Genomic DNA, 17241 nt, shown 5'->3' with positions numbered 1-17241 from the left:
GGTTTGAAATGACCAGTGGCGCAATCGCCAAGTAACCCGGTAGAGCGTGCAAATCCTGCAGGGATTTGCACGCTCTACTTGGCTAGCCGGTCACGGCACAATCCGTGCGTGAGCCAGCCTGCCCTACCCTGACGCCGCTGCCGAAATAGCAGAAACGCTCGGCGTTGATCTGGAGCGGTGTCATGCCCCTCTGATCCGGGTTGAGCTGCCCTCCCAGCGAATACAGCACCCCCGCCGCCGCATTCAGCCCGGCCTGCAAGGCCCCCTCGACCCAGCCGGATGTCCAGCTGATGCAGTCGCCCGCCAGATACACCCCGGTGTCGTCCGGCGATCCGGCTTTCTGGAAGTCATAGAACATCGCCTGCACGTAGGGGTCCTGCCCGGGCTGGGCCAGCTTGAAGCCGCCGTTGAAATAGGGGCTCGACTGCCATTCGACAAACAGTACCGCCTGTTGCGGGTTGCCATACGGGCGCAAGTGCTCGGCCCACTGCCGGAGCGGCTCGCTGCCGGATGCCATCAGCATGGCGCGCAGGCTCTCGTACAGCGCCACCTTGTCGATGGCGCCTCCGGGCTGCGCCACGCCGAGTGCCTGCTGCTTCACCGCATCGTCATCCCAGGTGTAGCTGAGGAAACACACCGCCGTGTCTGCAGCGCCATAATCAAGGGTATACACCTGATGCAGCGCATCATCGGTGATCAGGCAGCGCACCGCCTGCGGATCGTCTCGCCAGAATTTGCGGATGCGCGCAGCCACTTTCACCGAGGAAACGATGTGAGTGCGCCGGATGGCCTGACGAGCCTCGTCGGAAAGCAGGCTGCGCTCGTCGCTCAGATTGCAGCCCATCTCCATGGCTCGCGTGGTCGTGGCAACAATCACCCGGTCATAGGCAGTAAATCGTGCAGAACCGCTATGCAGGGTGAAGGTCGCTCCTGCTCGTTCGATGCGGTCAATCGGGGTTGCGTAGTGCCAGTCGCATTGCTCGCCCAGTGCCGCGGCAAACGCCAGCGGCAGCTGTCTGATCCCCGGCTGGAAGAGTTTCTGCGCCGATTCCAGCCCGTTGGGCAGCAAGCGGAAGATGTCGTTGAAACCGATCGGATACAGCGGCCCGAAGCCACCACTGCCCAGCCCCAGCGCGCCGAAGCGGTCGAAGTCGGCAAAGCTCCAGGCTTTACCGCCGGGAATATCGAAGCGGCTGTGCCCGGTGAATACCGCATACAGGAAGCTATAAAAGCTGATCTGGCCAAATTCGTCCAGATAGTCCTGCCAGTAGCGCGTAGCCAGCGCGACATCGCCGGCCTGCAAGGCCCGGGTGATGCTGGCGGGGCTTTGCAGCTGCGTCCCCCCCTGACTGGACAAACCTTCCTTATTGAAAGCATCCCAGCCGTTGGCGACGACTTCGAAGCCCGCCGGGCAGGGCTGTCCGGGCTGCCAGACCTGATTGTCGCCACCGTAGCTGACCCAGGTCGGAACCACGCCGGGATCCGGAAAATCCGGCAAACCGGCAATGCCGTTCTCGTCGGTGAGCCGGAAATGCCGGAAGTAATAATCCAGCGTGAATTCGGAAGGCGGGAAGCGCATGGCGCCCAGTTCAGCCAGATCCGGCTCCCCCGGCTGGAATGGGGTTGATGCGCAGCGTCCACCGGCCTGCATGTCCGCTTCGAACACACTCACAGCACATCCCGCCCGCTGCAATTCATAGGCGGCACACAAACCCGATGCCCCCGCACCGATTACGGCCACCCGCGGGCGACCACTGACCGAGCCGATCGGCAGCTCGTACTTGCCCAGCAGGCCCAGCCACTGGTCGTAAGCAAAATCGGGGGTATCCAGATAGGGGTGGCTCGGATTGGCATCATGACGCAGGCGGGCAATAACTGACATTTCAACCTCACTCATCTAAAGTCAGGTGCAAATACTAGAGCATTAAAAAATCAATTCAATGACAGAATTCAGTCAGTAAATAACAATAGATGGCCAAAGCCCGGCCGGATCCACCGTCTTCCCCTGCGAGTTTGCAATGCCAGCCCGTACCTACAGCCTAGATACCCTGCTCTGCAGCCATGCCGACGCGATGCTTTACCGCGGACAACACCGCCAGACCGGCCAGCCCGTGCTGATCAAGGTCGCTGCCAGCACTCAGCCGCAGTCCCAGCAACGACTGCAGGAAGAAGGCGCACGCTGGCAGGCCTTGCCGCTGCCAGCCCTGCCACAGCTGCTCAGCCTTCAGCGCACCCCGGGCGCGGTGGCGCTGATTCTGTCGGACGTTGCTGGCATCAGCCTGGAACGCTATCTGGCAGAGAACACGCTGGACATGTCCCGGACCCTGCACCTGCTTGACCAGTTGCTCATGCTGCTGACCGATCTGCATCAGCATGGCTTTCTGCTGGGCAGCCTGCACCCGCAGGCCTTGCTGGTCGAGCCCGCAACACTGACCGTGTCATTGGTGGACCTCGGGCTGGCCCGGCAAGCGAAGTCGGCCACCGAGCCGCTGGACCTGCTGAAGCTGCCGCTGGGCATGCAGGCGTTCATTGCCCCGGAACAAACCGGACGGATGCCGGGCAACCCCGACTATCGCAGTGATTTCTACTCGCTGGGATGCCTGGGGTATCGCCTGCTAACCGGCAGAAACCCTTTTCTTGGGGCAGATACCCTGGAGATCATTCATGGGCATCTGGCCATGCACCCGGTCTGGCCGGTGTTCGAAAAGGGGTCTGCACGGCATGTCCTGCAGTGCATTCTGGCGAGGCTGCTCGCCAAGAATCCGGCCGAGCGCTACCAGAGTGCTGACGGGCTGAAAGCGGATCTGCAGATCTGCCGCCTTGGCCTCGACACTTTGCAGCCCGCATTCACCCCGGGACGGCATGACAGCGACAGCATACTGCGCGCCGCCGCCACCCTGTATTGCCGGGATGAAGAGCAGGGCAAGCTGCAAAAGGCCATGAGCCTGGCCCGGCACAGCGGCCAGAACAGCCTGATCGTGATACGCGGCGTACCCGGCGCTGGCAAATCGGCCCTGCTGGAGGACGCCCGCCGGTACAGTGGCGAGACGACCTGGCTACTGACAGCGCGCTGTGACCAGCTGCGGCGGGACATCCCGTATGACCCGCTCAGCCAGGCATTTGGCATGCTGGTCCGCCATATTCTGACCCGCGGCAGCGATCAGCTCGAGCATTACCGGTTGAGACTGCAACAGGCGCTGGGTGATCAGGCCGGAATCATTGTTGATCTGGTTCCGGAGCTGCGCTGGCTGATCGGTGAACAGCCGGCCGTCGCCGCCCTTGGTCCCAGCGAGACCCGGCATCGCTTCATGGCACTCTTCAGCCGTTTCATTGCGGTATTTGCCACCGAAGAGACACCACTGCTGATGCTGCTGGATGATCTGCACTGGGCCGATGCCGCCAGCCTGCAACTGCTTGCCAGTGTGCTGAAGGATCCTGACTGCCGGCACATTCTGCTCATCACCAGCCTCAGCGAGCAGCTCACGACTCCCTCCGGGCAAGCCCACCACTGGCTTGCCGACCTGCGTGAATCAAGCGTTCCGGTCAGCGACATCAGCCTGAAGGGACTTGCCGACACGGATATCCGGCACTGGCTGGCAAACTGCCTGCATCAACCGCCGGAAGCCGTGGATGCGCTCGCGCGGATCATTCACGGCAAAACCGGTGGACAGCCGTTTTTTGTCGTGCAATTGCTGGAAAAGCTGCAGGCAGACGGTCTGCTCATCTTCAACGCCGTACAGGGCGGCTGGCAGTGGGATCTCGAAAGTATCCGGCGCATTCCGCTCAATGACGACATGCTCGAGCTGATGGAACGCAGGATCGGTCTGCTTCCGGCGAGTGCCCAGCATGTTCTGCAGGCGGCATCGTGCATCGGCCAGCGCTTTGCACATAGCCTGCTTGCCGCATGCCTGCCCGCGATCGTTGTGCCGCAGCTGGATCACGCCCTGCAGCAGCTCATCGACCAGGGGCTGATTGCCCGCGAGGCCTCGGGCGCGGGCGACTCAAACGAGCAGCGGATCGAATACCATTTCCTGCACCCGCGCCTCCAGCAAGCCGCTTATGCATCCCTGGATGCCGAGACCCGTACCCGGACACATCTGCGCATCGGAGAGCGCTTGCAGGCCTATGCGGCCCCAAGCAGCCACGACAGCCTGATCTTCGACATCGCCAGCCACCTCAATCAGGCCTGCGACATCATCACCACGCCGTCAGCACGCCTGCGGCTGGCGGAAACCAACCTGGCCGCCGGCAAGAAAGCCATGGCCGCCATTGCCTATGAGCAAGCCTGCAACTATCTGCAAGCCGGCCGCGCGCTGCTGGCAGGAAGCGATGCGCCAGCTGAGCTGGCTTTCGCCCTGGGCTTGCATGAGGCTCAGGCCTTGTCAGCGCTTGGCCTCCCCGAAGCTGCGGCACACTGCTTCGAGGAATTGCTGCAGGTGCCTGTCGATTCACTGCTGCATGCCGAGGCCTGCGAACACTACAGCGTGGCACTGCAAAATTTCGGTGATTCCGCAGGCGCACTGCAACTAGTCGAGCGTGGCCTCGCCGTTCTGGGCGTAGTCCTGCCGCGGCAAACGGATGCGGCAGAAGCGGCCACCCGCACGCTTTTCGCCAGTCTACAGGCCGGGAATGTGCTGCAAAGGCTAGGACAATTGCCCGATGCCGGCCCCAGGGACATCCAGATCGGGCGACTCTTTGACCGCTATATCATCACCACCTACTTCACGGAGCCCCAACGCCTGGGCCTCGTGATCAGTCACAATGTCCAGCATGTGCTGGAGCATGGCTGTGCTGCGGCCTCGAGTGTAGCTCTAGCCTGGTTTGCCATGCTGCTGGGCATGCACGGCCAACACCGGGAATCCTTCAGCTACGGCGAAGCCGCCCTGCAACTGACACAGCGCTTTGCCGACCCCTATTTCAGCGGCAAAACCGAGCTGCTGGCACATGCGCAGAGCCTGAACTGGCAGAACACCTTCGCAGCCAACGAAGCTGCGCTATCCGCAGCATTCGAGCATTGCCACCGGCATGGCGACCAGCAATATGCGAGCTATGCGATTCTTTCGGCCTATATCGCCAGCTGGTTGCAAGGTGACGATCTGCACCGGGTTAAAAAGCAGTGCCGGCGCTGGCTGGAGTACTGCGCACGCCATGTCCCGCTCGAACTTGGCCAGGCCCGGATCCGCCTGCATTTGTTGCAAAATCTGCTGGGAGAAACACCGCTGCCTGTCGATATCGAGCAGATTCTGGCCGACTATGCGGCCGAACAGAACTGGACCGATGTCAGCGAATCATTGACGGACTTGGCCTGGACAGCCTGCCTGCATGGCAGCTATGCCGCCGGACTGGCTTACGCCCGCCGCGCCGCGCCGCTGCTTGCTCAAGGCGCCGCTGGCAATCTGCTGATCCTGGCTCAGTTCCACCTGGCATCGGTGATCTGCCTTGCGCGCGAATCAGTACATGGCACAAACCAGCTGGCAGAAACCACGCCGCATCTGCACGCCCTGGCCGGCTGGGCCGCCATCAACCCGTCCGGCTTTGCCGCCTGGGATGCGCTGGCCAGAGCCGAAGCACTGAAAGCCGGGCAGCAACCCGGCCAGGCCATTTCTGCCTACCTCGAAGCCTGTGATGCAGCCCGCTCGGCAGGCCAGACCCTGCTGCTTGGGCTTTCCAGTGCCTTGCTTGGCGAAGCTCTGGCAGAACGTCATGCCACCCTGGCCGCCAGCAGCATCAGTGAAGCCAGAATGGCCTTCACCGCCTGCGGTGCGCGGGCCCTGCTGGCCCGTCTGCCCGGCGAGACAGCCGGCTACGCCGCCCCCGCCGCCCGGAGCAGCAGTTCGATCACGCAGCAGCTCGACCTGAAGGCCATGATGAAATCCGCCCTGGCGATTTCCAGCGAGATTGTGCTGGATCGTCTGGTCGCCCGAATCATGCAGATCACGGTTGAAAACGCGGGCGCGCAGCTGGGCCTGCTACTGCAACGCAGCGATGGGCACTGGCAAGTCCGGGCGCGCCTGGATCATTCGCAACCGGGCAGCCCGATCGAACTCGCCCCGGAAGGCATCGAATTGAACCGTGCAGTCATCGACTACGTCGCCCGCACAGGCGAACCCGTCATTCTGGGCAATGCGCTGGAGCAGGGTGATTTTGTGCGCGACCCATGGACCATCCGCCAGCAGCTGCGCTCGGTCATGTGCATGCCACTGACCTGCCATACCCAGCTGGACTATCTGCTGTATCTGGAGAACCGCAGTATCTGTGGCGCCTTCACCCCTGATCGCGTTGCAGTTCTCGGCCTGCTGGCCAGCCAGACAGCCATCGCGCTGGAGAACGCCAGCCTCTACACCACCTTGCAGCAGGAAAAGGAGGCCATCCGGGACCTGAATGCCAATCTCGAATTCCGTGTCGCCGAGCGCACGGCAGCGCTGCAACAAGCGCTGCTGGAGCAGGAAGCAATCTTGCAGAACACCCTGACCGGGATTGTTTTTCTGCGCAACCGAGTGATCCAGCGCTGCAATGAAAGTTGCGCAGCCATGCTTGGCTATCAGCCGGAGGAGCTGCGCGGACAAAGTGTCCGGATCTTCTATCAGGATGATCGGGATTTCGAACTGATCGGCAATGAGCTTTACCCATTTCTGGCCAGCGGGGAAAAGATCGTTCTGGACCGCCCGATTGTGCATCGGGATGGTCACCTGCTGTGGTGCATGATCCAGGCCAAGCAGATCGACCCGAATGACCCGGAAAAAGGCATCGTCGTCGCCATGCAGGACATCACGGTGCGCAAAGAAGCCGAACAGGCTCTGGCACAGGCCAAAGAGGCCGCCGAGGAAGCAACCCGCACGAAATCGCTCTTCCTGGCCAACATGAGCCACGAAATCAGAACCCCCCTCACCGCCATTCTCGGGTATACCGAGCTGCTGAGCTCCTCCGCGCTGGCGGAACAGCAGCGCGACCACCTGCAGCGCGTTCAGGTCTCGGCCAGTGCCCTGCTCAACGTCATCAACAACATTCTCGATTTTTCCAAGATCGAAGCCGGCCAGCATCTCATGGAAGATGCCGAATTCGACCTGCAGGGCGTGCTGGACCAGCTGGGCAAGGTCGTGTCGCTGCAGGCCGGCAGAAAACAGCTGCAACTGATTTTCCTGCTTGATGGCAAATTGCCACGGCTGTTTCATGGTGACCCCTTGCGGCTGGGACAGATCCTGCTGAACCTGCTCAGCAATGCCATCAAGTTCACCGAACAGGGCGAAGTCATGCTGACTGTCTGCCGGGTAGAGGCACAGGGTGAACCTCGTCTGGCCTTCAGTATCCGGGACACGGGCATCGGGATGAATCCCGACGAGCAGAAACGCCTGTTTCAATCCTTCAGCCAGGCCGACCCTTCGATGACCCGGCGTTTCGGGGGAACGGGGCTGGGGCTGGCCATCAGCCAGCAACTGGTGCAACTGATGGGGGGGAAGATCGAAGTTCACTCTACCCCCGGCAAGGGAACAACCTTCCATTTCTCGCTGCCCTGGCGCCCAGCACTCCGGCCACCGCAGCCAGGCGATCAGCTCCCGCCGGCAGGGGGCCGCATCATGCTCGCCATCAAGCACGAGACCACCCGCGCCGCCATCCGGCAGATGCTGGGAGATCAGGGTTGGGACGTAGAGGAGTGCCAACGCGTGAGCACCGTGCTGCAACATGCAGCGTGGCCCCGCTTCGACCTGCTGCTGTTTGATCTGCCCGCGCTGGATGTACCGCTGGAAGAGCTGATGGCGCAACTCGGCCGAGAGCTACCCCATGCGCAAATCATGGCATTAAGTCATGCAGGGCAAGCGGAACAGCATGCGCAGAGCCTGCAGCATCACGGCATCGCCATCATGCATCAGCCCTGGACAGTCTGGGATTTTCTGGGGCTCTGGCAATCGCAGCGGGCAGCCCCGCACTATCCGCTGGCGCGGCACCCGCCAGTGCAATCCGGTGCCCCCTTGCTGGGCATGCACATCCTGCTGGTGGAAGACACCGAGACCCTGCGCGATCTGGCTGCCTCGATCCTCAGCGAGCACGGTGCCCGGGTGTCGCAGGCGAGCAACGGCAGCGAGGCACTTGCCGTGATTCTGGATCAGCAGCAGGCGATTGATATCGTCCTCATGGATATCCAGATGCCAGTCATGGATGGCATCACGGCCTGCCGCCGTATCCGGGCCTACTTCAGCGCCGAGAGCTTACCGATTCTGGCCATGACCGCCCATGCCAGCGAAGAACACATTGTTGCCAGCCGTGCCGCCGGGATGAATGACCATCTGCTCAAACCGATCGATGCCGCCACCCTGGTCGGCAAATTACGGCAATGGTCACCGTCAACCCGGGTGAGCCAGAGTCCGGTGCCAAGCCAGACGAGCCCGAAGCCGGCCCTGCAGGCACTGCCGGGGCTGGATCTTCCGCGGGCACTGCTGCACTTTGGCGGACGAATCGATATTCTCCGCAAGATGCTGCCACGGCTGCGTGAGCAGTATGGCCAGGTTGCAATCACACTGGATGGATTGCTGCGCAGCGGACAGCATGACGATGCCTTGTTGCTGGTTCATTCCCTGAAGGGCGTCGCCGGTACGCTGGGTGCCAGCGGGGTGTACCAGCGCAGCAGCCTGATCGAGAGCCGTTTGCAGCAGGGCGACACCGTTGCTGCGGATGATGTGCAAGCCCTGGCAAAAGAAATGACGCTGGCTGTGGACAGCATTGCCATATTCGAACACCGGCTGGGCACAGAAGAGCCTCCGCCTGCGCCATCCGCTGCGGAAAACACCGATCAGAGCAGTCTTTCCTGCCTGTTCGAGTTGCTGCAACAGCGTAATCTGCGGGCCAGGCGGGTGTTCGAGACCTTGCGCCCCCAGTTGCAAACACGCTTTCCATTGCAGACCAGCCTGCTGTCAGACGCTGTCGAACAACTCGATTTCCGCAACGCACTGGCCATTGTTGCCGAACTGCAAGCCCTGGAGTAAGTCGCTGTGCCCACTTTCTCAGTACCTCATGTACCGGTTCTTCTGATCGTCGACGACGACAGCAACAACATCCAGGCGCTCGCCCTTGCCCTTGAAGAACACTACGAACTCCGCTTTGCCATGAGTGCCGAAGAAGCTCTGGAACAGGTGCATACCCATCCGCTGCCGGATCTGATCCTGCTGGACGTCATGCTGCCGGGAACACTCGATGGATACGGCATTTGCCGGAAAATCAAGAGCATCCAGGCCACCAGGGATATCCCGGTCATTTTCGTGACCGCACTGGGTCATCCCGAAGCCGAGGAAAAAGGGTTTCTCGCTGGCGGAGTCGATTACATCTCCAAGCCATTCAGCCCGACCACGGTAAGGGTGCGGGTACGTAACCAGCTGGAAATGAAGCGGTCACGGGAGCTGTTGCAACGCCTGTCGCTGACCGACCCGCTGACCCAGCTGGCCAATCGCCGCCATTTCAGTGAAGCCTTTACCCAGGAATGCCTGCGTCAGCAGCGCACCCGCCATCCGCTGTCGCTGATTCTGCTCGATATCGACCATTTCAAGAGCATCAATGACGAGCATGGCCATGCCGTGGGCGATGTCTGTCTGCAGGAAGTCGCCAGTGTCATCGCCGCCTCCCCGTACCGGACTGCAGATCTGGCCGCACGGATTGGCGGTGAAGAGTTTGCCATCCTGTTGCCGGAAACCGATCTTGATGGCGCCTCCGTCATCGCCGAGCGCATCCGCGGCAATGTCGCCAGCCGGATCATTCGCCATCCCGACAAGCCCTTGCAACTGCAGGTCACGGTTAGTCTGGGGGTCGCCAGCAGCATGAACGGCAATGAAAGTCAGCTTTACGAGAGCGCAGACCGGCAGCTGTATCAGGCCAAGGCAAACGGACGCAACCGCGCCAGTATTGCGCTCGGCTGAGCAAGACATGGCAATAGCACGTGAATCTCCCCACCCGGCATCCCGCAAACGGCTGTAGGGTGGCTGACAGTACCGTTACGGCCGGGATGGCGCTCAGGGAGCCGGCTCAAGCTGCTGGCAGTTGCGGGGGGCCGCCTTGATTTGCGAGAGGGTTGCCTTGGTAAACAGCAGATACCCCGACCGCTGCTCCGCAGTGAGCGTGTGCATTGCATCCGCAGGCAGCATCTCGAGCAGATCGCGGCACTGCGACTGCGTCAGAGGTGGCTGGCGAGTGTAACAACGGGTCAGCCAGTCACCACGCTCGTCCTGGGGTGGCGCGACTTTCGGCTCGATCTGCCAGTGGCGGGCCACTTCGCTCTTGAACTCCGGATATACCGAACAGGCCAGCAGCTGGCTGGGCAGCACCATGGCCAGCGCCATCACAAAGGCGCGATCGGATGCAGGCGCCACCGCCGCAGCGGGCTCATCCGGGCTGGCTGCCAGCAAGGGCGCGGCAATCAATAAAAGGTATGCAGCCAGAACCCTCATCAAGCCTGCTTTTCCGAAGCATAGGGATCGGCGTATCCAAGCCCTGCCAGAATCCGGGTTTCCAGCCCTTCCATTTCCTCGGCTTCCTCGTCGTTCAGGTGATCAAAACCCTGCAGGTGCAGCATGCCGTGAACCGTGAGATGCGCGTAGTGGGCTTCCAGAGCGATGTTCTGCTCTGCGGCCTCGCGGGCCACGACCGGTGCGCAGAACACGACATCACCCAGCAGCGGCAGGCCGGCAACAGCCGGCAGCTCATCGTCAAACGTGAAAGTGAGCACATTGGTAGCGTAATCCTTGCCCCGATAATCGCGATTGAGCTGCTGGCCCTCCTCGGCATCGACGATGCGAAAAGTCACCTCCGCAGCCACGGTCCCGGGCTGGAGGGCAGCCAGCGCCCAGCGGGTCAGCTGCGCCTCGTCGGGCAAGCCGCCTGCCGTGCTTTCGATTTGCAGTGCCAGTTCCAGAGTCATTTGCGTCTTCCTTTCGAGACAATCCGTCATTCTGCCCGAAATCGCCGCCTTGCCGCAGCAAGCCTCCGGTGAGGCTGCGCCACTATTCACATGACATTCGGGTACTTTTCCACTGTGATGACAGGCCGGCGAGGATGAAAATGGAATCATCCAAACCAAGGAGCACCATCATGTACACCCTGATCAAGAAACTGGAACGCATGGCCGAACTCTGGACGCGCAGCCAGCAGCTCAAACCGCGCTGAGCGACTTTCCACAGCGGATCTGCTGTGTTGCGTCGCAAAATACAGACAGAATGGATGCCATTGTGACGGCGCTCATTGATCAGCGTAATGAAAGGTTTTGTAATGCAGCAATTCAAGACCTGAACGAGACTGATCATGCAGTGCCCGCAATGCGAACACGATAATCCCGAATCTGCCAAATTCTGTGCCAAGTGCGGTACCTCGCTGAGCTGCAAATGCCCGCAATGCGACACCGCCAACCCGATCGGCAGCAAGTTCTGCAAGGCATGTGGTACCAGCCTGACCAGTGCAGCTCCAGCTCCAGCTCCAGCTCCAGCTCCAGCTCCAGCTCCAGCTCCAGCTCCAGCTCCAGCTCCAGCTCCAGCTCCAGCTCCAGCTCCAGCTCCAGCTCCAGCTCCAGCTCCAGCTCCAGCTCCAGCAGAGTCTGCGTCGGTTACCATCCCGGCAGCAAGCGATACCGACACATCTGATCCGTGGGCCAAGCTGGGGTTTGCCACGGAACCGGCACCAGCCGAAGCATCAGATCCGGCCCCCGTTGCTCCCGCACCCGTGCCAGCCGCAACGGCACCCAAACCGATTCCCGTCATTCCGCCTGCCCAGCCGGCGGCCAAGAAAAAGCCTGCCCAGAGCAATAACGGCCTGGTACTGATGCTCGGTGCCGTCCTGCTGGCCCTGATCGTGCTGGGCATCAGCGGTTTCTTTGCCTACCGCGCGTTGAGCAAGCCTGCAGCCTCGGCTGCAGCGACCGCGTCCAGCGCCAGCAATGTCGAAGTACTGCACCCCAAAGGGGCAGAAGCCTCGGTAGCCAGTATCGCCAGCGCAGCAGCTAGCGCCAGCACCGCCACGATGGCAAGTCCGGTCAGCACCACCGCTCCTACGGCACAACCGTCCACGCCCCCCACCAGCGCACCGACCGCTACCCCGACAGGCAAGCCGACTCCACGTCCGACCAAGGCGCCAAAGGCTACTCCGACGCCGACCCCTCTGCCCACTCCAGCCCCTACACCGGTCGCAACCACGGCGGCCACGCCCGCTCCAAGCGGCTTCGCCGCTCGCTATGCCGAGTGCAGCCGCAAGAGCAACCTTCTCAAGGCTGAAGCCTGCAAGATGGAGTTGTGTCTGCAGAATCCCCGCGAGCCGCAATGCAAGAAGGAAGCGGAATCCCGCCCCGAACCCGGCAGCCAGCGCTAATCACCCCAGTCAAACCCATAACCAAACAACCAAGGATGGATCATGAGCAAGCAAGCAGTTCCCCAGGCTTCGGGCTTTACCCTGCTACTGATGCGCGCAGGGCATATGGCGGCAATCGGTTTTGCCATTCTGGCCTTGCTGACTTTTGTCGGCGCCATGCTTTACGTTGGCTCGCGCAGTGGCGATTCCTTCAAGACCCCAAGCTTCAGCAAGATGCAGGAAGAAGGCGAACTGCTGCGCTTCAGTCGTGAAGAAAGCCAGGCGGCGGCCCAGGAAGAAATCGAACAGCTGAACAAGCAGTTCCGTGAAGACATTTATGAAGTGATCAAGACCAACGGCATCACCCAGTTCACCACCGATGACATCATCCGCACACTGAGCAATGTCCCGGAAAACCGTCGCTCGCAATGGGTCAAAGGCTGGGCCGCGTTTCTGGAAGACGGCATGGAACACTTCAAGAAGAGCGGCACGGCGACCCCGGAGACGGCCACCCGGCTGTCCAACTTCTATGCGGGCAATTTCAGCCGCGCCATTGCGAAAGCCGAGGATGCCAAGGTGATGGCCCAGGCCGAGCGGATTTCCGGCATCTCGGTCGGGCTGGGCGCTCTGATCGCCTTCATTGTGGCTCTGCTGATTCCGGTACTTGTGCAGATCGAGCGCAATACCCGTGCCGTACGCTTTGCACTGGAAGGCGCCCCGGAAGAACCCGCACCGGCGGCAACCAAAACCAAACCGGTTTCTAGCAAAGCCGTCGAACCCACCAGCGTTGCGCCGGTAGCAGCCAGCACACACGTCGAGGCAGCCGCCACAACACCTGCAGAAACGGCACCCCAACCGGCCGCGGCAACAGCAGAGGCTCACTGCCCGCAGTGCGCTACCCCGCACGAAACGGAAGCCACCTTCTGTGGCGAATGCGGCCACAAGCTAGCCACCGCTTAAGCTGCTGCATGCTCAAAAAACCGTGCCTGCCGGCACGGTTTTTTATTCCTCGCCGCGGCGACGCCAGAACAGATGGCAGTCAGGTTGCGCCTGAAAACCCAGATGACGATAGAAGGCGGCGGCAGGCAATTGCCGGATGGTCAGTAGCGAAAACAGCGTGACACCTTCCTGCGCCAGTTCGTCCTGCGCACCATCAACCAGCAGGCGCCCCAGTCCATTGCCCTGATGGTCAGGGCAGACAAAGCACTCGTCGATGAAAAACTCGTCACCACTCCACCAGTCACGGCGATGTCCCAGCAATGCCCCGCACAGGGCTCTCCCTTCCTGCAGTACCCAGCAACGCGACTGGGGATTGGCAAACAGGCCGGCCAGATAGCGCTGGGCGTGGGCATCATCACGCCAGCGATCATTCCAGGGTGGCGCGTTGAAGGTTTGCCGAAATAGCCGGGCAAGCTGCGGCAGGTCACCCTCCGTCATCCGGCGCAGCATGCTCATGCCGCACCCCCGGTCAGATCCATGAAGGGGTTGTAGGCCACCTCCCAGAGGAAGCCATCCGGATCGGCAAAGTAGCCGCTGTAGCCCCCCCAGAATACCGGCTGCCCCGCCTTGACCAGCGTCGCGCCAACCGTCACGGCTTCAGCCAGGACACTATCGACGGCGGCAGGCGAGGTGACGTTGTGGGCAAGCGTGAATGCCGTGCCTCCCGGCTCCGCCAGCTGCACGCCGGTATCTTCAGCCAGCGCCTGACGGTCATATAGGCCAAGCAGCATGCCGCTGCTCGTTGCAAAGAACGCGATACTCTCCTGGCTTTCAGGAATCTCGCTGAAGCCCAGTGCGGCGTAGAATTGACGCGACATCGCGAGATCGGCAACACCCAGCGTAAGCAGACTGATATGGGGGGTCATGGTAGCTCCTGCACGGCAGATGGTGAATTTGTCACGGATTCTGCCGATATTGCGGTAATAGTTGATAGACCGTCGCCACAGGCAAAACTTAGACTGCTGGCATATCGCTTCCGGCACAAAGGCCATGCCATGACACCTCTGGAACAGATTCTGCTGCAGACCGGTTTCGCTGAAGTATATCCGCGCACGCTGGTCGAGCGCTTCCCGCGCATTGCCGAACAGATCGTGCAAGGCTGGGGCAGACCGGTGCTGGATGACTACCTGGCCGACCTGCTGATCATGGACAAGCATGACCGGGAGGGCTTCCCCCCGGAAGTGGCCGCCGAATTGATGAAGCTCTCGCATGCGCACGAAACCTATCTGGGCAAGATGCGCGAGGAAGGCGCCTGGGATGCCGAACCGGAAGAGAACGGCGAGCACCGGATCGACTTCAGCCCGCGCGGTGGCGGACAAGCCGCCCATGATGCGATCCGCGAAGGCAATCTGGGCAGCCTCATTCTCAGCCTGGAGCAGAACAGCCAGCACCTGGAATTCCGTGACGAGCATGGCTGGACGCCATTAGTGCAGGCTGCCTTCAGCGGGCGGCTTGATGCCGCCGGGACGCTGCTCGAACGCGGTGCCAACATCCATGCCGGCGATCGCGACGGCTACCAGCCGGTTCACTGGGCGGCCCTGCAGGGACAGACTGCGGTGCTGTTGCTGCTGCTGGATTATGGCGCGAACCCCAATGCCCGCAGCAACAAGGGCGTCACCCCCTTGATGCTGGCTGCCAGCCGCGGCCAGGAAAACGCCATCATGCTGCTGATGCAATCCGGAGCCAGCGTTGAGGCACTCAGTAGCGAAGGCTGGTGTGCGCTGCACAAGGCCGCCGCCAACGGGCAAACCAGCACCGTGGTGCGGCTGCTCAATTATGGTGCAGACCCCTTGCAACCCACGGCAGATGGCAAGCTGGCACTCAATCTGGTTCCGGAAGAAAACGTCCGCCTGCTCACCCTGCTCGATGAAGCCTGCTGGCGACGCGAGCAGGAACTGCAAGCCCTGCAGACTCCCGCAGGCGGAATCACCCCCGCCCCGGCACCGGGAAACTGGCACTGAGGCGAACCGTAACAGTAGCAGCACCCACAGACCGCTAGCATCCTGCCTTTGTCTGCCAAGGAAACCCGCCCGTGGAATGCCGTCCGCACTGCGGCGCCTGCTGCACCGCGCCCTCCATCTCCAGTGCCATTCCCGGCCATCCGGCCGGCAAGCCGGCAGGCTTGCCGTGCGCCCAACTGGATGAAGCCCTGCGCTGCCGCATCTTCGGGCGGCCTGAGCGCCCCGCTTGTTGCGCCGGACTGCAACCCTCGCTGGAAATGTGCGGCGACTCGCGCGCCGATGCCTTGCTCTGGTTGACCAGGCTGGAAGACGCCACCCGACCAGACTAAGGGTATTACCCAGAAAGCCTTTTCATTCGAGCCAACCAGCCATATACATTGGCCTGTATAAGCAAAAACCCGCCAATGGCGGGTTTTTGCTGGCCGGATTGCGCCAATTACATGTTGTAGGCTTTTTCGCCGTGGCTGGTCACATCCAAGCCTTCGCGTTCTTCGTCTTCCTTCACACGCAGGCCGATGGTCATGTCGATCAGCTTGTAGGCAATCACGGCGACGACAGCTGACCACAGCACAGTTACACCCACACCTATGGCCTGAATCTTCAGCTGGCCCCAGATCGAATAGTCAACCGATGCCTTGTTGGCCACGTAATCCCAGATGCCGGTGCCGCCAAGCTCCGGGCTGGCAAATACGCCGGTCAAAAGTGCGCCGAGAATACCGCACACGCCGTGGACCCCAAATACATCCAGGCTGTCATCCGCCCCCAGCAGGCGCTTGAGGCCATGCACCCCCCACAGACCGGCCACACCGGCGATCAGGCCCATGATCAGGCCGCCACCGACGCCGACAAAACCGGCAGCCGGGGTGATCACGACCAGACCTGCCACCGCGCCGGACGCAGCCCCCAGCAGCGAGGGCTTGCCCTTCAGGAACCACTCGGCAATTGTCCAGGACAACGCAGCCGCAGCCGGAGCAGCCCAGGTATTCACGAAGGCCAGAGCGGCTGTGCCGTTAGCCTCCAGCGCCGAGCCGGCGTTGAAACCGAACCAGCCGAACCACAGCAGCGAAGCACCGATCATGGTCATGGTCAGGCTGTGCGGGGTCATGGCATCACGGCCGTAACCAACCCGCTTGCCAACCATAAAGGCACCGACCAGACCGGCAATCGCCGCATTGATGTGCACCACGGTACCACCCGCGAAGTCCAGCGCTCCATCCTGGAACAGGAAACCGGCTGTCTTCGTGGCGACCGCAGCCGCGTCAGCGCTGGTATAGGCATCCGGACCGGCCCAGTACCACACCATATGGGCCACCGGGATGTAGGAGAAGGTAAACCAGATCACGCAGAACACCAGCACGGCGGAAAACTTGATCCGCTCGGCAAAGGAGCCGACGATCAGGCCGCAGGTAATGGCGGCAAACGCGCCCTGGAAGGCGATGTAGATGAATTCGGAGATGCCGATGCCCTTGTTGAAGGTCGCTGCGATCGAATCCGGCGTCACGCCCTTGAGCAGTAGCTTGGAGAAGCTGCCGAAAAAGGCATTGCCCTCGGTAAACGCCAGCGAATAGCCATAGATCACCCACAGCACGCTGATCAGTGCGAACACGGTAAACACCTGCATCAGCACGGAGAGCATGTTTTTGCTGCGCACCAAGCCGCCATAGAACAGCGCCAGCCCCGGGATCGACATCAGAATCACCAGTGCGGCGCAGACCATCAGCCAGGTGTTGTCACCCTTGTTGATGGTCACAACCGGCGCAGCAGCCGCAGCGGCGGCTGAAGCCACGACAACTTCGCTGGCCACCGCCGCTGCCGGTGCCGATGCAGCAGCAGCCGTGGAAGCAACTACCACCTCGCTGGCCGCCGTTGCACTGGCCGAGTCATCCGCCCAGGCCGGCGCCACGCCGAACATGGCCGCTGCAAGCGTGCAGGCGGCAATCAGTTTCTTGATCATCTTCCTCTCTCC

12 protein-coding genes and 1 pseudogene are annotated in these 17241 nt (G+C 61.7%); 7 read left to right on the top strand and 6 right to left on the bottom strand.

Annotation, left to right across the window (positions count from 1 at the left end; all coding sequences use genetic code 11):
• Window positions 1-82 precede the first annotated feature (82 nt).
• Window positions 83-1882, bottom strand: coding sequence for a flavin monoamine oxidase family protein (locus INR99_RS03530; protein WP_194114897.1), 1800 nt, complete (start codon window positions 1880-1882; stop codon window positions 83-85).
• A 136-nt stretch (window positions 1883-2018) separates the two neighbouring features.
• Between INR99_RS03530 and INR99_RS03525 the strand changes: the two genes are divergently transcribed.
• A complete protein-coding gene (locus INR99_RS03525; protein ID WP_194114896.1) occupies window positions 2019-8978 on the top strand; it encodes an AAA family ATPase in 6960 nt (2319 codons plus the stop codon).
• Between the two features lie 6 nt (window positions 8979-8984).
• Complete coding sequence (locus tag INR99_RS03520; RefSeq protein ID WP_308431432.1) at window positions 8985-9902, top strand: GGDEF domain-containing response regulator; 918 nt, start codon at window positions 8985-8987, stop codon at window positions 9900-9902.
• Window positions 9903-9995: 93 nt separating this feature from the next.
• On the opposite strand, the gene INR99_RS03515 is transcribed toward INR99_RS03520, so the two are convergent.
• Both INR99_RS03515 and ybeY read right to left on the bottom strand, forming a co-directional pair.
• Window positions 9996-10430, bottom strand: a complete 435-nt coding sequence (locus INR99_RS03515; protein WP_194114895.1) for a hypothetical protein — start codon at window positions 10428-10430, stop codon at window positions 9996-9998.
• Window positions 10430-10900 carry an rRNA maturation RNase YbeY gene (gene ybeY / locus INR99_RS03510; RefSeq protein WP_194114894.1) on the bottom strand — a complete coding sequence of 157 codons (471 nt, stop codon included), beginning with the start codon at window positions 10898-10900 and terminating at the stop codon, window positions 10430-10432. The genes INR99_RS03515 and ybeY overlap by 1 nt, the downstream gene beginning before the upstream one ends.
• Window positions 10901-11280: 380 nt before the next feature.
• Between ybeY and INR99_RS17880 the strand changes: the two are divergent.
• From INR99_RS17880 to INR99_RS03500, 3 genes and pseudogenes are all read left to right on the top strand, one after another.
• Window positions 11281-11406 (top strand): annotated as a pseudogene (locus INR99_RS17880) (double zinc ribbon domain-containing protein); the annotation flags it as partial.
• 288 nt (window positions 11407-11694) lie between these two features.
• A complete protein-coding gene (locus INR99_RS17300) occupies window positions 11695-12336 on the top strand; it encodes a hypothetical protein (RefSeq protein ID WP_228098047.1) in 642 nt (213 codons plus the stop codon).
• Window positions 12337-12378: 42 nt separating this feature from the next.
• Complete coding sequence (locus INR99_RS03500; RefSeq protein ID WP_194114892.1) at window positions 12379-13275, top strand: zinc ribbon domain-containing protein; 897 nt, start codon at window positions 12379-12381, stop codon at window positions 13273-13275.
• 42 nt (window positions 13276-13317) lie between these two features.
• Here the strand turns inward: INR99_RS03500 and INR99_RS03495 are convergent, their stop codons facing one another.
• Together INR99_RS03495 and INR99_RS03490 are read right to left on the bottom strand one after the other, a co-directional pair.
• Window positions 13318-13770: a GNAT family N-acetyltransferase gene (locus tag INR99_RS03495; protein ID WP_194114891.1), complete on the bottom strand. Its 453-nt coding sequence runs from the start codon at window positions 13768-13770 to the stop codon at window positions 13318-13320.
• Window positions 13767-14180 carry a VOC family protein gene (locus INR99_RS03490; protein ID WP_194114890.1) on the bottom strand — a complete coding sequence of 138 codons (414 nt, stop codon included), beginning with the start codon at window positions 14178-14180 and terminating at the stop codon, window positions 13767-13769. The genes INR99_RS03495 and INR99_RS03490 overlap by 4 nt, the downstream gene beginning before the upstream one ends.
• A gap of 129 nt (window positions 14181-14309) precedes the next feature.
• Here INR99_RS03490 and INR99_RS03485 point away from each other — a divergent pair, with 129 nt between their 5' ends.
• Both INR99_RS03485 and INR99_RS03480 read left to right on the top strand, forming a co-directional pair.
• Entirely contained in the window at window positions 14310-15275 is a 966-nt protein-coding gene (locus INR99_RS03485; RefSeq protein ID WP_194114889.1) for an ankyrin repeat domain-containing protein, read from the top strand.
• 71 nt (window positions 15276-15346) lie between these two features.
• Window positions 15347-15604, top strand: coding sequence for a YkgJ family cysteine cluster protein (locus tag INR99_RS03480; RefSeq protein WP_194114888.1), 258 nt, complete (start codon window positions 15347-15349; stop codon window positions 15602-15604).
• A 107-nt stretch (window positions 15605-15711) separates the two neighbouring features.
• Here the strand turns inward: INR99_RS03480 and amt are convergent, their stop codons facing one another.
• Entirely contained in the window at window positions 15712-17229 is a 1518-nt protein-coding gene (gene amt / locus INR99_RS03475) for an ammonium transporter (RefSeq protein WP_228098046.1), read from the bottom strand.
• Between the last annotated feature and the right edge of the window lie 12 nt (window positions 17230-17241).

The sequence above is a fragment of the Chitinilyticum piscinae genome (genome assembly GCF_015223195.1).
GTDB lineage: Bacteria > Pseudomonadota > Gammaproteobacteria > Burkholderiales > Chitinibacteraceae > Chitinilyticum > Chitinilyticum piscinae.
The sequence above is the reverse complement of the archived record's forward strand: the minus strand, read 5'-3'. Positions and strand labels throughout refer to the sequence as shown.

Bases quoted from the DNA above. Each gene is read 5' to 3' on its own strand.
- INR99_RS03525 (WP_194114896.1), top strand. From the start codon at position 2,019: ATGCCAGCCCGTACCTACAGCCTAGATACCCTGCTCTGCAGCCATGCC.
- INR99_RS03515 (WP_194114895.1), bottom strand. From the start codon at position 10,430: ATGAGGGTTCTGGCTGCATACCTTTTATTGATTGCCGCGCCCTTGCTG.
- INR99_RS03500 (WP_194114892.1), top strand. From the start codon at position 12,379: ATGAGCAAGCAAGCAGTTCCCCAGGCTTCGGGCTTTACCCTGCTACTG.
- INR99_RS03485 (WP_194114889.1), top strand. From the start codon at position 14,310: ATGACACCTCTGGAACAGATTCTGCTGCAGACCGGTTTCGCTGAAGTA.
- INR99_RS03490 (WP_194114890.1), bottom strand. From the start codon at position 14,180: ATGACCCCCCATATCAGTCTGCTTACGCTGGGTGTTGCCGATCTCGCG.
- INR99_RS03495 (WP_194114891.1), bottom strand. From the start codon at position 13,770: ATGAGCATGCTGCGCCGGATGACGGAGGGTGACCTGCCGCAGCTTGCC.
- INR99_RS03530 (WP_194114897.1), bottom strand. From the start codon at position 1,882: ATGTCAGTTATTGCCCGCCTGCGTCATGATGCCAATCCGAGCCACCCC.
- amt (WP_228098046.1), bottom strand. From the start codon at position 17,229: ATGATCAAGAAACTGATTGCCGCCTGCACGCTTGCAGCGGCCATGTTC.
- ybeY (WP_194114894.1), bottom strand. From the start codon at position 10,900: ATGACTCTGGAACTGGCACTGCAAATCGAAAGCACGGCAGGCGGCTTG.